This window comes from Alicyclobacillus sp. SO9 (assembly GCF_016406125.1).
Classification (GTDB): Bacteria; Bacillota; Bacilli; order Alicyclobacillales; family Alicyclobacillaceae; genus SO9.
The window spans coordinates 5,000,579-5,014,059 of sequence record NZ_CP066339.1 but is presented as its reverse complement, the minus strand read 5'-3'; the positions used below and the strand labels follow the sequence as shown (position 1 = coordinate 5,014,059).

At 47.1% G+C, this 13,481-nt stretch carries 15 protein-coding genes, 1 pseudogene and 1 riboswitch; of the genes and pseudogenes, 7 read left to right on the top strand and 9 right to left on the bottom strand.

Translation table 11 applies throughout. From position 1 onward, the window contains the following. The first annotated feature begins 525 nt into the window (after nt 1-525). A riboswitch (Fluoride riboswitch) is annotated at nt 526-589 on the top strand. A 51-nt stretch (nt 590-640) separates the two neighbouring features. Continuing rightward, on the top strand, nt 641-1,123 hold the full coding sequence (locus GI364_RS23420) for a fluoride efflux transporter FluC (RefSeq protein ID WP_198851567.1): 483 nt from the start codon (nt 641-643) through the stop codon (nt 1,121-1,123). Then, nucleotides 1,120-1,482, top strand: a complete 363-nt coding sequence (locus GI364_RS23415) for a fluoride efflux transporter FluC (protein ID WP_198851566.1) — start codon at nt 1,120-1,122, stop codon at nt 1,480-1,482. The genes GI364_RS23420 and GI364_RS23415 overlap by 4 nt, the downstream gene beginning before the upstream one ends. 584 nt (nt 1,483-2,066) lie before the next feature. On the opposite strand, the gene GI364_RS23410 is transcribed toward GI364_RS23415, so the two are convergent. From GI364_RS23410 to GI364_RS23400, 3 genes are all read right to left on the bottom strand, one after another. Continuing rightward, complete coding sequence (locus GI364_RS23410; RefSeq protein WP_198851565.1) at nt 2,067-2,927, bottom strand: NAD-dependent epimerase/dehydratase family protein; 861 nt, start codon at nt 2,925-2,927, stop codon at nt 2,067-2,069. After that, nucleotides 2,924-3,361, bottom strand: coding sequence for a MarR family winged helix-turn-helix transcriptional regulator (locus GI364_RS23405; protein ID WP_198851564.1), 438 nt, complete (start codon nt 3,359-3,361; stop codon nt 2,924-2,926). Before GI364_RS23405 ends, GI364_RS23410 begins: the two co-directional genes overlap by 4 nt. A gap of 221 nt (nt 3,362-3,582) precedes the next feature. Next, entirely contained in the window at nt 3,583-4,974 is a 1,392-nt protein-coding gene (locus GI364_RS23400; protein ID WP_198851563.1) for an MFS transporter, read from the bottom strand. Nucleotides 4,975-5,122: 148 nt separating this feature from the next. On the opposite strand from GI364_RS23400, the gene GI364_RS23395 reads away from it, so the two are divergent. The 4 genes from GI364_RS23395 (at nt 5,123) to GI364_RS25550 (ending at nt 7,515) form a co-directional block, all read left to right on the top strand. Continuing rightward, on the top strand, nt 5,123-5,719 hold the full coding sequence (locus tag GI364_RS23395; RefSeq protein WP_198851562.1) for a TetR/AcrR family transcriptional regulator: 597 nt from the start codon (nt 5,123-5,125) through the stop codon (nt 5,717-5,719). A 78-nt stretch (nt 5,720-5,797) separates the two neighbouring features. After that, nucleotides 5,798-6,256, top strand: a complete 459-nt coding sequence (locus GI364_RS23390) for a 2-thiouracil desulfurase family protein (RefSeq protein ID WP_198854182.1) — start codon at nt 5,798-5,800, stop codon at nt 6,254-6,256. A 161-nt stretch (nt 6,257-6,417) separates the two neighbouring features. After that, nucleotides 6,418-6,903, top strand: coding sequence for a hypothetical protein (locus GI364_RS23385; RefSeq protein WP_198851561.1), 486 nt, complete (start codon nt 6,418-6,420; stop codon nt 6,901-6,903). 312 nt (nt 6,904-7,215) lie between these two features. Next, nucleotides 7,216-7,515, top strand: a complete 300-nt coding sequence (locus GI364_RS25550; RefSeq protein ID WP_370541811.1) for a TlpA family protein disulfide reductase — start codon at nt 7,216-7,218, stop codon at nt 7,513-7,515. Here GI364_RS25550 and GI364_RS25000 read toward each other — a convergent pair. The 3 genes and pseudogenes from GI364_RS25000 to GI364_RS23370 form a co-directional block, all read right to left on the bottom strand. Continuing rightward, nucleotides 7,470-7,818, bottom strand: a pseudogene (locus GI364_RS25000) (transposase); the annotation flags it as partial. The gene GI364_RS25550 and the pseudogene GI364_RS25000 sit on opposite strands and share 46 nt — an antisense overlap. A 30-nt stretch (nt 7,819-7,848) precedes the next feature. After that, on the bottom strand, nt 7,849-8,997 hold the full coding sequence (locus tag GI364_RS23375; RefSeq protein WP_198851559.1) for a hypothetical protein: 1,149 nt from the start codon (nt 8,995-8,997) through the stop codon (nt 7,849-7,851). Beyond that, nucleotides 8,979-9,494: an RNA polymerase sigma factor gene (locus GI364_RS23370; RefSeq protein ID WP_198851558.1), complete on the bottom strand. Its 516-nt coding sequence runs from the start codon at nt 9,492-9,494 to the stop codon at nt 8,979-8,981. Before GI364_RS23370 ends, GI364_RS23375 begins: the two co-directional genes overlap by 19 nt. A gap of 197 nt (nt 9,495-9,691) precedes the next feature. Between GI364_RS23370 and GI364_RS23365 the strand changes: the two genes are divergently transcribed. Then, entirely contained in the window at nt 9,692-10,306 is a 615-nt protein-coding gene (locus GI364_RS23365) for a hypothetical protein (protein WP_198851557.1), read from the top strand. Nucleotides 10,307-10,391: 85 nt separating this feature from the next. Here GI364_RS23365 and GI364_RS23360 read toward each other — a convergent pair whose 3' ends face one another. The 3 genes from GI364_RS23360 to GI364_RS23350 form a co-directional block, all read right to left on the bottom strand. Beyond that, nucleotides 10,392-11,543: a glucosaminidase domain-containing protein gene (locus GI364_RS23360; RefSeq protein WP_198851556.1), complete on the bottom strand. Its 1,152-nt coding sequence runs from the start codon at nt 11,541-11,543 to the stop codon at nt 10,392-10,394. A 21-nt stretch (nt 11,544-11,564) separates the two neighbouring features. Continuing rightward, nucleotides 11,565-12,038, bottom strand: coding sequence for a hypothetical protein (locus GI364_RS23355; RefSeq protein ID WP_198851555.1), 474 nt, complete (start codon nt 12,036-12,038; stop codon nt 11,565-11,567). Nucleotides 12,039-12,592: 554 nt separating this feature from the next. Then, nucleotides 12,593-12,967, bottom strand: a complete 375-nt coding sequence (locus GI364_RS23350; protein WP_198851554.1) for a sigma-70 RNA polymerase sigma factor region 4 domain-containing protein — start codon at nt 12,965-12,967, stop codon at nt 12,593-12,595. Between the last annotated feature and the right edge of the window lie 514 nt (nt 12,968-13,481).

Below are 13,481 nucleotides of genomic sequence, written 5' to 3'. Positions count from 1 at the left end.
TTGCGCCTTATTACCTACGCTCCACCTTGCCCCACTCCGCGGTAGTGATCATTTCGCTCCCTAATGTCTCGGGCCGGGTGGCAATAGGGATCATTGGGATCACAATTGCATCGCCCTTTGCCAAATAGGGATCATTCGAGGCACTAATCGGCTCGCCGACGGAGCCCGGGCCTGCCCCTCAGGCACTAATCGGCTCGCTGACGGAGCCCGGGCCTGCCCCTCAGGCACTAATCGGCTCGCCGACGGAGCCCGGGCCTGCCCCTCAGGCACTAACCGGCTCGCTGACGGAGCCCGGGCCTGCCCCTCAGGCACTAATCGGCTCGCCGACGGAGCCCGGGCCTGCCCTTCAGGCACTAACCGGCTCGCCGACGGAGCCCGGGCCCATCCCGGCAGCCATCCCATTCACTCAGCCGACGGCCTTACATCGTGTCCGGGGACGGAGATGTACCGCAGTTGACGGAGACTCTGTCTACTGGTTACAATGAAGCCACAGGACGGCGTGAGTCGTCACAAGTACATTGTAAGTATTGCAAAGGTGATGGAGCTCACCGAGAAAACTACCTTCGTGGTTGATGGCTCCTGCGAAACGCATTTAGGTTCGCAGGAGCCTTTTTGCGTCAAACATCGAAGGAGGGGCATTATGAACATCTTTGCAATTGCTGTTTTTGCTGCGTTGGGAGGCGCTTCACGCGTCTTGTTGGAACACCTGCTTGGTCCCGTCGTGGGAATGGTTCCGGCGTTTCAGATGCCATTTGCTACTCTGGTAAGCAACCTGGTTGGGTCGTTCTTCATTGGCTTCTTCTATATTGCGGCATCACGCAGGCGGGTGCGTGAATGGCTTCAACTCGGCGTCAGCGTGGGTTTTCTCGGGGCCTTTACCACCTTTTCCACGTTTACACTCAATATCTTACAAGTCGCAACGAACAATCCTGCTGCAGCGCTGGTGTACACCGGACTAAGTCTGGTTGGAGGTGTATTTCTGGTCTTGGCTGGAGAGTCTCTTGCAGAATCTTGGGTGCGCCCCCGAATCAGTCCCCGAATCAGTCCCCAAATCACCCTGAGTTCGGAAGATGTCGCCGAGACACCCTCGGCTCATCGCGATCTAAAGGGGATGAGGGAATGAGCTTATCGGCCGAGGTGGTGGTTGGGGTGGGTGCAACAGCGGGATCGGTATTGAGATACGGCATTGGCAGCCTGACCGTACGCATTTCCCAATCTGATTTTCCTTGGGGCACCTGGGTTGTGAATGTGTTTGGGGCCCTTCTGCTGGGGCTGATATTTCGGAACCTGGGTACTGTTTCTGCGGATGTGAACTGGTGGCTGCTACTTGGTACCGGATTTTGCGGGGGATTTACAACATTTTCCACGATGTCCGCAGAAAGTCTGCATTTGGCAAGGAAGAGCAAGAGAAAAGCGTTCATTTACTTAGGGAGTTCACTGCTTGCCGGGTGTTTCGTCGTGTGGGTCAGCCTGATACTGTAATCCGATGCGATTGTAAGATCGAGTAAGATCGATCTCGTTAGTTCTCAAATGCTGCCGTCCCACTCACTGTATGTCAAATGTTGCGGTCGCTAATGTGGCTAATCTCGTCTAAAAGTAAGCGAATGGAAATGCGATCGTAAACTGGTCGTAACATTTAATCTGTATACTTTGTTTCATAGGAAGACTGTATCACTGCCACTTGTAAGCATGCCCGTTTACCACTTGATGTGTCTGGTATGCCCGGGTTGCGAGTTGGATTGTCACCAAACATGGGCGTAAGGTAAGAAAACGAGGCGATAAAGGTGACAGTTAAGTGTTTCTGTATGAGGTGCCAGCAGGAGATTTCTCACGAAGAAATGCATCGAATCTTCCAAACGTGCTTTAAACGCCAAAGGGGACAAGATATGCACACTGGATTTTGCAGCAGATGTAACTCACCAGTGCAATGTAGCTCCGTAATGTCATCCCGTAATGTGCACACGTAATGTGATATATCGCAGCGTTTGAATGAAAAGGTCGAACTGTCGAGCGAGACTGAGCGACCACCTTCTCCGGATGCAGGCGAGGATGGCCGCAGAACTCATTCATTTTTCATGAAAAATGCCTTCCTCAAGGCTTGGATACTTGAGTGAGAAACCCAAATGTCTTATTTTGCTCGTGTCTAACACTAATGTTGCCTCCATGACTCGACGCAGCATCGGGGGAATGGTTGCTTGCCCTTGGGGCTTTCGGTCTGCAGTACCCAAAGATTTGCGAATAATGGAGGCGGCATCGTGGACTGTCAGCGGCTGGTCATCGGCGACGTTATAAATTCCCGGAGCATAATCGGAACTTGCCAGCATTAAAATGGCTCGAACCACGTCCTCTCGATGAACAAAATGGGTGGTGTTGTTCCCTTCGACCATCGCCGCTAACTGAGGAAATCGAGTTATCGACGGACTTCCCGCACTGTACACCTGTGGAATTCGGATAATCACAACGTCTGTCTTATCATTGCCGAGGGACAGGAGCTGCTCCTCAGCTTGCATCTTTGAAATTGCATACGCATGATCACGTAAGGGATTACACACGGTCCCCTCAGACGCCGGCGGTGTGACAATGTCTCCATAGACGACAGCAGCGCTCAAATAAATGAAGCGTCGAACGCGGTGTTTGATTGCATCTTTCATTAAACGCCTTGTTCCATCTACATTTACGGCCGTTAGATTTCCATCAGAAGGTCGCATACCGCCACCTAAATGAAATACCGTCTCGACATCCTGGGTCACGTTCTCGAGTGAGTCGGGAACAGCTAGGTTTCCAACCACCTGCTCGATGTTCTCAAGTGAATCAATGGGGTCAACGCGGCTTCTGACTAATACTTTTACATCATGCCCAGAAGCTTGCAATGAGTGTAATAAACGATTGCCAATGTATCCCGTGGCTCCTGTAACCAACACCTTCACTTGCTTTCCCCCTCATTATCTAACAAGTTCAAATTCAACACTGCCTTCTGCAGGAGTTTGACAACGAAAGCTTCCTCTTCGGAGGTAATACCGTTCATCATTTGTGGGCGAAGGACCTCAATGGGATTGGGTATATCTACCCAGCTTTGATGGCCCTCATGTGTCATCTTGAGTCGTTTTATTCGTCTGTCAGACGGGTGTTCTTCTCGGACGAGCCAACCTTTTTTCACTAGAGAATCCACAATTCCGGTCAATGTTCCCGATTCAACCTTCATAGTCGTTTGTAGTTCCTTCTGAGTAATGCCATCAGGACTGTCGGAACCGGCTATGCGGTATAAAACTTCCCATTGGCTCCTAGCTAAGCCGTAGGGGCGCAGAACCTCATTCGTGTGGATTGTGATTTCATGGTAGACACGGCGGACCCAATGTCCCAAATTGTTTACAAAAACGTCTGTAGGATCTATCTGGACCCCTCCTCCTGTACCCCTCCGCAAAATACTTTGTACATATTTAATTAGTACCAAACTAATTGGTGAGATGCAACTGCAAGAATGATTTCAACTCCCGTGGGACTGTTAAACTGGGCGATGTAACACTCAGCCACGGCGTATGTCATGTCTTCGTATTTCCGTGTTTTGCGCATGTTCTCTGTTTATTAGGGTGCAACTCCTGCTGTTTGTTTGTTAAGGACTTTCAATCGGCGGTCGGCAGTGGTCAAAATCAGGGCAATCGCGCTTATCGTTATCATGATGAGTGCAATATGATGAAGACCGCCGTCGGACACCCTTGCGTGAAAAACAATACCGATGAGTGCTGAGGAAGCAATTGAACCGATGTATCCGAAGGTCCGGAGCAGTCCTGAAGCGGTTCCAATTTGCTCGGAAGTCACCTGCAGGTACAAAGCTGTCTGGTTGGCACTAGCCATCGTACCCATCGTGACGCCGAACACTACCGTAATGAGCACAATCCAGACAATTGAAGTACTCCCGGTGAGAAAGAGCACGCCAATCGAGGCAACAATGGACGATCCCGCACAAACAAGCAACGGGCCCCGCACCAAGTTTCTTTTCGAAACAGGGCCAACAATGATCGCCGAAACAACGCTCATAGGGAGTATGAGTAGACCGGCTTCGAGTGCTGACGTTCCCCGTGCCGCACCAATCCATTCAGTAACACCGTAGAGGACTGTGTAGATACACAGCGTGATTAAGGAAAACCGTACGTAGGTTCGGGCTAAGGCTAAGTTGGTAGCGAGCATACGCACATCGATAAAAGGATGGTTTGACTGAAGCTCCCACCATATGAGCAAAACACCAAATACGACAGAGAGAGCTAAAACAATCCACTCGGCACGAGGCAGCGAGAAGAGGAAGACCATCAGGGCAGTGATGGTTGCAGCGAATCCGACAATACCGGTGATATCAATACGAGATAGGACTTGTCCAATGGTTCTGCCGCCGACGATAGGTCCGTCCTTTGGAATCCAAAGAGCAGCCATGACAAATGCAACCAGCGCAAAGGGGATATTCACCAGAAATACTGTCCGCCACCCCCACGCATCTACGAGCACTCCGCCAATGGGGAGTCCCACAGCTGCTGTAGCCACTCCGGCAATTTGGAGTGCACCCAGTACGTTTCCGGGCGGTTTTGCCATCCCTGCCGACTCTGCACGTCTGCGAATCAAAAGCATGGCAGACGGGTAGGCGGTAGAAGTTCCAATGCCGATAAGAATCCGAGAGAGAATGAGCATGGTTAAGTCAAGTCCAAATCCACCCAGCAGACCGCCCAAAAGCACCAGGAGAATGCCTGTTAAGAAAACCCTGCGGGGGCCGAATTCCACAGAAAGCTTTCCGGCAGTCGGTTGAGCAATCGAACTCGCCAGATAGAGGGCGGTAACGAGTACTGTGGTTTGTGCAACCGAAACATGCATAAATGCCGAAATGGGCACTAATGCTGTGGCTAGCATTGAGCTGTTAATTGGGTTCAACGTTGAACCCATATACATCGGTGCAACGAACCTCCATGAGAATGGGTTCTCGTTGTGCATTCTTCGCTTCACTCCTTACAGTGACTCCAACGTCTTGTATGCAGTCCATCGATTCGCTATGATAAAGCGGAGACCACTCCTGTTATAATAAACGGAGATATCTCCGTTTGTCAACGGCAGTGCTATTCCAATGTGGGGACTTGATGTTATGAATCATCCAGGAGAGACACGAACAAGGCGTAGGGATGCTGCAGAGAATCGTCAGCGCATATTAGACGTGGCTAGTATGCTCTTTGAAAAGCACGGCGTAGAAAAAGTGAGTATGAATCAGCTTGCCACTGAAGCTCAAATCGGGCCAGGTACCCTGTACCGCCATTATAGAAATAAGAGCGAGTTGTGTTTGGAGTTAATTAAAGACAACGTTGTGATTCTGTTTGAAGACATTGAGGCGTACTTGGAACAACACAAAGGTGACATGCCCAGACAGCGGTTGAAAGGCGTTCTCAGCATATTCATCCGTTTTCGGGAGACGAAGCTGCAGCTTCTGACGGGTGTCGAAGAAGGCGCTGACAGGAGTCGGACTGCGGCAGGTAGACGCAACCCCATATATGATCAACTGCATGAAGTATTCACCGCGCTGTTTGACGAAATGAATACGGCTGGGCAACCATCCCCTGACAGCGTCTTTCGATCAGACTTGTTGCTTACCGTATTACGCAGTGATACGTATCTGTTTCAAAGAAATGTACGGGGCTTGTCGCCCGAAAGCATTTTAGAACAACTCTGTTTGACGTTTTGTCCGTAAATGTTGTGGGTATCCCTGTACGGCCAATGCTTTTGGTGCCATCATTATGAATGGGCCACTCTCGGGGAGGCGACTACGATAAAAATTGTTAGCTCTTGTCTGATTGGATGCAAGTGTCGATATGATAATAAGTCCGCACTGCATCCAGAAGTTGAGAAATTGGTTCAAAACAGAGAGGCTGTTCCAGTATGTCCTGAACAACTCGGGGGACTTCCGACGCCGAGGTTTCCAGCTGAAATTGTTGGGGGAGATGGGTTTGACGTGCTTGACGGTACAGCCAGAGTCATCGACAGTCATGGCAATGATGTTACACAGAGTTTTATTGATGGAGCGTACCGAACGCTCAATGTGGCACAAACTATCAAAGCAACCACGGCAATTCTCAAAAAGAACAGTCCTTCATGTGGCAGCAATGTCATATACGATGGTTCATTTTCAGGAAACAAAAAACAGGGTGTCGGAGTAACCGTTGCACTGTTACTAAGAAACGGGCTTATTGTTTCAGATGAAGAAGGGGTACCGGATGCCCCGTGCTAAGGAGGTGTGAAACAGCAACGCTGGTTAAGGGCAACTCTCACGCAACTATTAGAGCCCACTGAAGGCCGCATGAATATGCACTTTTACAATACGACGTTGTTCAAAAATTAGAGAAAATTCCGTCAAAACAAGAAAAGACGAACAATGAGGGGTGAAGCACTATGAAGATTTGGAAGGATAAGCAGTGGCGAATTAACATTTTGTTTGGTCTGCCATTCGTGTTAATCGGACTCACTGTACTTGGCTGGAATGTATATCAACGTAGCTTATTTACATTTTCACATCCTACTTCGGTGTATATTACCCGTCAACGGCACGGAAAATTCAAGCCGTTGAATGTAACGGTTAAGGATGTTGACATAGTACAAAAGATGTATGCGGGATTAAAAGTGTTCAAGGCATTTCCTAGAGGTTCAGTAAGTTGTCCTGCTGATTTCGGTATCGAATATACTTTGACATTCGAATCAGGAAACAAGAACCTTGTGACGGCACACGTTGATCCAAACGGCTGCGAAGAAATCAGACTATCCACGGGGCAACATTTGACGGGTGCGACAAACAATCCTAAAGCAAATATCTTTTGGAGCTCTCTTGCCAGTGCTCTTCATCTTCCAGATCAGAGTTATTTAGGCGGTGCAACACCTTGAATGTGTAGATGAAATCCAAGCGTTTTCGGGCAGACTATATGACGGAGACCCGATATTTGCTAAAATATTTATAATATGGATGTTATTCATAACACGCTCGTTAGACAGGGTAAAGTCCTATCTCAAATAATAAATATAGCCACGGAGGTGTGACCTGTTGAAAAGGTTCTTGATTTCGAGCACAGCTCTCCTAGCGCTGACTGTAAGCGTGTGTAGTTCACCGTTGCGGGTCAACGTGGCTAGTAAAGTAAACGTGATCAAAAAATCGCAAGCAAACAGGTCTCCAAGAAAAGAGAGACTCCGAGCTTTTCCATGACGGAGCTAAACACAAATAAAAAGGTCTCGTTGAACTCTCTGTTGGCAAGGGGGCATCCAGTGATTTTAAATGCGTTTGCATCATGGTGTGCTCCCTGTAACAAAGAAGCCCCAGAACTGCAGAAGTTAAGCAAGCAGTACCAAGGCATCATAACCTTTGTTGGTGTGGACACCATGGATACAGTATCTGGTGTTAAGAAATTCGTCAGAAAACACAATTTAACAAGCCCGTGTTGCTGGACAACCCTGAGCTTGTTACGGCCTGTTTTTCGCAACCCACATGAAGCGGCTTCATAGAGCACATGCCTCAGTCTGCTTGAACCGCGTTTGTTAATGCGGCTGAAGGTTACTGCGAACTTGCCAGACGAGAGGACACTCGGGTCTACACCGGCAAACTCCACTAGTTTCTTAGGATGATTCAACCGGTCTATTTCTCCGGTTTCAGAGATAATCGTTGCCACGGTTTTCTGACCAATACCGGGGATAGACTGGATAATCTTATACTTTCGATATCTTGAGCAAGGGCATCTATCTGTTTTTAAGTTGGGACAGGTGCTCGTTGTATTGGAGAATGGTCTTGACATACGTCCGAAGACTGAGTGTTAAGAGTTCTGTTGTTGAGTTCTGTTACTATTTGACTTTATATAACGAGTTCGCAATGCGCACTAATGCCTTTTGCGGTAGCACGGTTCCGTTTCTGCTCCGAATCTGTATGAATGTGTTCCCTTGCTTAAAGGTGATGAGCGACGCAGATTGAATATTTCCGTTTGTTCGTTTCAACTCTGCGATGGCAAAACGCCCGCTCTTATCATTCGCTATCTGCACGTTTTTTTCGCTGCTGATTCCACCTGGAACCGACATGTGTGTAGCACTCTCAAAGAGTGAGAATTTACGGAATTTCAACTCTACTGTTTTACCACTTGTAAACGTACCGGTTCCCCGTTGAATTGAAATTAATGCATCTCCTTTGGCAGAGAGGTGAGGCACATAAAGTGCGGTTCCAATCTGTTTCGTCTGCGATTTCACTTGGGAAAGTTGCTGGTGCGTGTACTGAGCGGCTCCGAAGACGATCTTAGGGGTAGAATTCGGTACACCTTTGAACGAACTCGCGATAGCAATAAGCTGCTGCTTGGTTGGCAATTGACCCCGCAGATGTTGTATTGCAATGTATGTCTTTCCTTGCTTAAAGTACAATGCGTCATTATTCCTTTTTAGCTTATAAAATGTACTTTGATTGTTTTCTGGCAGCGTTACAAATTCTTTTGAGGAGATGTATTGACTCTGTGGCGGTGATATCGGCTGGCTGCTTTCGATGATCCAGATTCGGTTAAAATCTAGAATTGCAGACCCCTTCCCGCCGTTTTTTACAACAGTAACTTTACCGTCTGGCAAAACCTTGTGAGGTAAATACATTAAGACACCAGATTGCGTTGCGGTTCCCTGTATGGTTTGGAGCGTCTGTTTTGTATATTTGATATTGCTCAAACCGGTATCATGTGCCGCAGTACTTGGTTGTTTCGATCCGTTTACAAGATTTGATAATCCGTAATATGTCACTCCTGCTGCTGCTATCGCAAAGGCGGCTGCTGACATCGCTGGGAAAAGTCTATTTCTACGCCGGCTTTTGTAACCAGCAAAACGTTTTAATCCGGATTCGTAATCTTGAATAGCATCTTGAAGATTGGTACGGACCTTCTGCTCTGATTCTCGCGGCAGCGTAATGTGATTTAAAGGTGCAAGTACTTGTTTCATTTCGTCTTCTAATGCCCGCGGTTCCATTGTTCTGTTCTCACGCCTTTCAGTTCACTTCTCAATTCTTTCATGGCACGATGCAACATTGTACGAACCTTAGCTTGTGACCACCCCAGAATTTGGGCTGCATCTGCTGTAGACCAGTCCTGTAGCAAGCGCAAAATCACAACTTCACGATATTTGTTAGGTAAATTTCGAATCACCGTTTCCAATTCCACAACACCATAACTGCTGTCTGAACTGGCTACGTCAAATCGTTCGTCTAAGCTGTCACTTGTTCGATTTTTACGCTTTCGGGTGTAGTCAATGATTCGATTTCGAGCGATAGACCAAATCCATGACTTCACTTTCGCTTCTCCACGATAGGAATCCCAAGAATGAAGTACTCGAATGAAGACATCCTGAACAAGGTCTAGGGCTTCATGTGGATCACCAAGAGAGAAGCGGATGTAGCGGTACAAGTCGTCCTTATACAATTCGTATAATTGTTGCGTTGCTTCGGCGGCACTTAGATTTAAATCCACATCTGCATTCCTCACCTTCTTCTATAATTAAGGCGTATGAAGTCCGCACTTTGTTACAAAATAATTGTCATCCTATTTGTATCGCTGGTGAGAAAATTGTTGTAACAATTTATCTAGCTGTTTCGTCGTACATTGAGAATAGCGTACCAATTCAGGGATGGCTCAAATATACTTAATAAATGAGAGAGGGTTCTTGCATGAACATATCGAAAACAGCGCTGGCTTTGGGGTTATTGGGAACGTCGGTCTTGGTTCTCACTGGCTGCGGCTCGAAGGGTGCCACTAACTCAAATGCATCCGCAAATAAGAGTCTCGATACCAGTAATGCAACAAGTACCGCGTCTAGTAATGGTCAAGCAACAAATAGCCCATCGAATTCACAAACTTCGAACGAAGCACAATCTTCCAGTAACAGCACTGGCAGCACTGGCTCAGCCAACGAAATTAGCAACAGTTCCTCTAGTGGCAATACGCGTCCCGTGTATGTGTTCAATCAGCCGATTCTCAAAGCGATGTATGCAATTTTACGTGCACAGTCTGTTGGCCCCATCGAACCACCGCAGAACCTAGTGAAAGAGACGGGGAAATGGAAATCCAAAGTCTCCTTGAAGATGCTGAATTATGCACCTAAACAAGAGCGCCAACTAGATAAACAACTGATAACTAGCATCCGTAGCTCAAAAGGTATTCCATTACTGAAGGAGCTTCCGGGGTACAAACTCAAACACTACAAGACTCCGACAAGTAGTGGCGCGTACTGGTGGCCAATGAATAATCAATGGCCAAAGTGGGTGTCCCCGACTAAACACTAATTCCGGTTCATAAGAAGGGCTGTTCCATTTAAGGGACAGCCTTAGTATTTGGAACAGCCCGGAGTATCTATACACCCGATGGAATTTACGAGACACAGTCGTATGGAGATAAGCAACTCGACGTAACGGTAGAATATAAACTACAACCAACCCATCCGCATCCATTACAACTGCTAACGCAGGACGATTGTGTCACACCTTCATCATAGCCGGCACTATTTTGGCTACAACTATAGTATGTTTGTCCGTTACCCGCTGTGGTTGAAGTCATGTAACAGTTGTTGGAGACGGCCTCGTCAGATCCGTTAACAACGCAATAAACTCCGTTATATCGCCCTGTAGCATAGATGTTAGCCGTATATCCGGACCCCGGTTCACAACCAGCTCCAATGGCTTTACATGCCTCTTTCAACCCGTAATTATCATATGCCCACTTTACAAATGGGTATTTATTGTTCATGGCTGAAATATAGGCATTGACGCCATTAGTCAAGGTTGAGAACGATGAGACTCCGCAACCTCCGCACGCAGAGCACGTTGGCTGTCCTGAAACGACGAGATTGCCTGGATTGTTACAACTCGGTAATCCAGCTGATGTTCCCCATGCTGTTTCGAGGCCCCAATGTCCAAGAATAAAACTTACCGGTAAACCCGTCTTATTCGATGCCGTTTTTGCATAACTCAAATAGTTATTAATAAACGTTGTTTGATTCGATGAGCAGGCAGTCGGAGGTGAAGAAGGAAAGCTGCAACCTCCTCCGGTACCTCCGCTAGGACACGGGCAACTTTGGTCGCTATTTCCTTTACAACTGTTTTGCGGTGTTAGTCCGGCAGGCATACTTGAACTCGGAAATTCATTCGGATAGGCACAATTGATAGCATAGTACGTCAATGCCATCACACGATAGAAAGTGTCTGCTGCTGTTGTTCCTGCCGCGTTGATAAACATATTAGTAGGTAATGCGCTACACTGCGCTGATGTGTAATAGCTGAATGGCGTACTGCCTGCACTGAAACCGCCCCAACCACAGGGGTTGTAATATAGTGCATAAAGCGCCGCTCCACCTACAGCGAGGACAAAGTTTTGCGAGGAGACCTGAACTAAGCTGTACGCAACAGCGAAACTACCAATAACATTTCCGCTCGATACGCCAGCTAATCTCGCGGCGGCTTGTGCCATTCTAAAATCCCCGGCAGTGGCCGCATATAGATAAATGTTGCTTGTTGAAATAGCCAATTCATATCCCTCCATTTCAGTTTAGTAGCAATTACAAGACACGTTACTGCTCATTCTTTGCTCACAAGTAGTACCTGCTGCTGACGGAGCTGGCAAAGAACCATATCCTGATGGGTAACTCCCGTGGACGGCATAATAAGCTAACATGGCAACGAGTTTAGCTGTTGCATATCCACCATTTCCCGCCGCATTCTCATAATAATCTGCGCCTGGGAGAGTATCTTGAGGTTCGCTGGCATATGCGAACGGAGTGTGTCCTGCAGCTTCACCAATTGGGTTGGTCCAGCCACACGGATTGTGGTAGAGAGCTGTATTTGATGGTCCGCCAGCCGCAATAACTAAAGCAGCGTTATTACTGATGGTGTTCCAAGTGCTCTCAAAATTTCCTATTATATTACTAGGAGAAATTCCCGCAATCGCAGCTGCACCAAGTGCAATTTCCATGTCGGTGGGGTCTGCTACATAGACTTGGACTTCCGACGCTGATAAGGTCATATCGAATTGCCTCCTTTATTTATAAAACCGGGTTGGCCAACCGTTGAGAATAATCGTTGCTTATAAAACACAGAGGAGAATGATTAGGGAAACGTATAGGTCATGCAATATCATGAACTGCATCCTTAGTGAACGCACTGTCTTTGTCTCAAAATCCAGGCTATAGAGTGTTGGTGAACGGGGTGGGCTTCACTTATAGGTCATCTTGTTCATTTTCTTTTCTCATCGGCCGAACGCTAACTCTTTCGCTATTTAGTAATAAATAGACACCTCCTATGTTGATATGTGAGAGGGATAAGCCGCGCGGTTTGACCTCTCTGTATCTTAAAACGCTCATTCATTCGGATCTGATTCAGAATTGGGTTTTCGACCGATAATTTTCAGAATGAATCGGTGTTTTATTTCATCTGATATGGTGTAGAGTTCATTTTGATCAACCATTTTCGCTACGTTTGTAATTTCTGGTGCGAAGCATTTCCATAGTTCCCTAATTGCCGGCGAGTAACCTTGGCGGACTTGAGCCAGGAGAGTGTGTACGTGTTCGGGTGTACACTTCACAGGAACACTGCCCTTCTTATCTTAGTTAACGCGACGTGTAGACTTCTAGTCACAGACGATTGGCTTAAATTACATAATTTGGCCGTTTCGCGTTGTGAAAATCCAGACCAGAAGAGATTGAGAACAATACATCTTTCATCTGTGCTTAATAACTTCTCAAAGAGCATAAGCCACTCGATTGAATGAAACGGGAGTTCACTGTCATATGGAGATGACTGCGTTATGACAGGCAGGACTCCAGCCTTCTGAAGGGTATCAAGGGACAATTCGTGACGTGACAGCCGCTGTCTCTTTCTCAATAGCGTAAATCCAATGTTCTTAATTACTTTCTTACACCAAGCCACTTCTTGTTCCGCGGTATATTCCATCATTCTAATCCCTCTCTTCGTGACTTCTGTTTTTTCAATAGGGTTTGATTCAGAATTTTCGCTTGTTTGGCGAGAGATTCACACATGGTAGAAAGACAATTGTATTGTACCGGGTCATTGACATTATCAAGGCATTCCGAGCAGTTAAGCAGTGCCCTGTGCGTCTGAGAAAGTGCCTGAATGAGTTTTTCGTTATGCGTCATTTGTGTCTGCCTCCAAAATGGGGATTATTTGAAGCTATGTCCATATGTTATGAAATGAGGACGCTGTAGCGACGGCGACCGCCTTTGGTGAATAAACAGAGGACTTCCTAACTACTACCTACTATTTAACAACGGCTATTTTCGCTATATATGTGCACTCCCACTTTGGGCTCACTACCTTTGGTTTGGAAAGACGATAAAACTGCGCCTGAGGGGTGAAGCCTATCTCATTCGATACATTGATGGTTTCATTGTGTGCTTCCAATATCGAAGTGACGCTTTGAGAGTCCAAAAGGCACTGCATCTGCGATTAA

Coding starts and splice junctions, on each gene's coding strand:
- GI364_RS23350 (WP_198851554.1), bottom strand. CDS start 12,967: ATGATGGAATATACCGCGGAACAAGAAGTGGCTTGGTGTAAGAAAGTA.
- GI364_RS23420 (WP_198851567.1), top strand. CDS start 641: ATGAACATCTTTGCAATTGCTGTTTTTGCTGCGTTGGGAGGCGCTTCA.
- GI364_RS23355 (WP_198851555.1), bottom strand. CDS start 12,038: ATGACCTTATCAGCGTCGGAAGTCCAAGTCTATGTAGCAGACCCCACC.
- GI364_RS23385 (WP_198851561.1), top strand. CDS start 6,418: ATGAAGATTTGGAAGGATAAGCAGTGGCGAATTAACATTTTGTTTGGT.
- GI364_RS23365 (WP_198851557.1), top strand. CDS start 9,692: ATGAACATATCGAAAACAGCGCTGGCTTTGGGGTTATTGGGAACGTCG.
- GI364_RS23375 (WP_198851559.1), bottom strand. CDS start 8,997: ATGGAACCGCGGGCATTAGAAGACGAAATGAAACAAGTACTTGCACCT.
- GI364_RS23400 (WP_198851563.1), bottom strand. CDS start 4,974: ATGCACAACGAGAACCCATTCTCATGGAGGTTCGTTGCACCGATGTAT.
- GI364_RS23395 (WP_198851562.1), top strand. CDS start 5,123: ATGAATCATCCAGGAGAGACACGAACAAGGCGTAGGGATGCTGCAGAG.
- GI364_RS25550 (WP_370541811.1), top strand. CDS start 7,216: ATGACGGAGCTAAACACAAATAAAAAGGTCTCGTTGAACTCTCTGTTG.
- GI364_RS23415 (WP_198851566.1), top strand. CDS start 1,120: ATGAGCTTATCGGCCGAGGTGGTGGTTGGGGTGGGTGCAACAGCGGGA.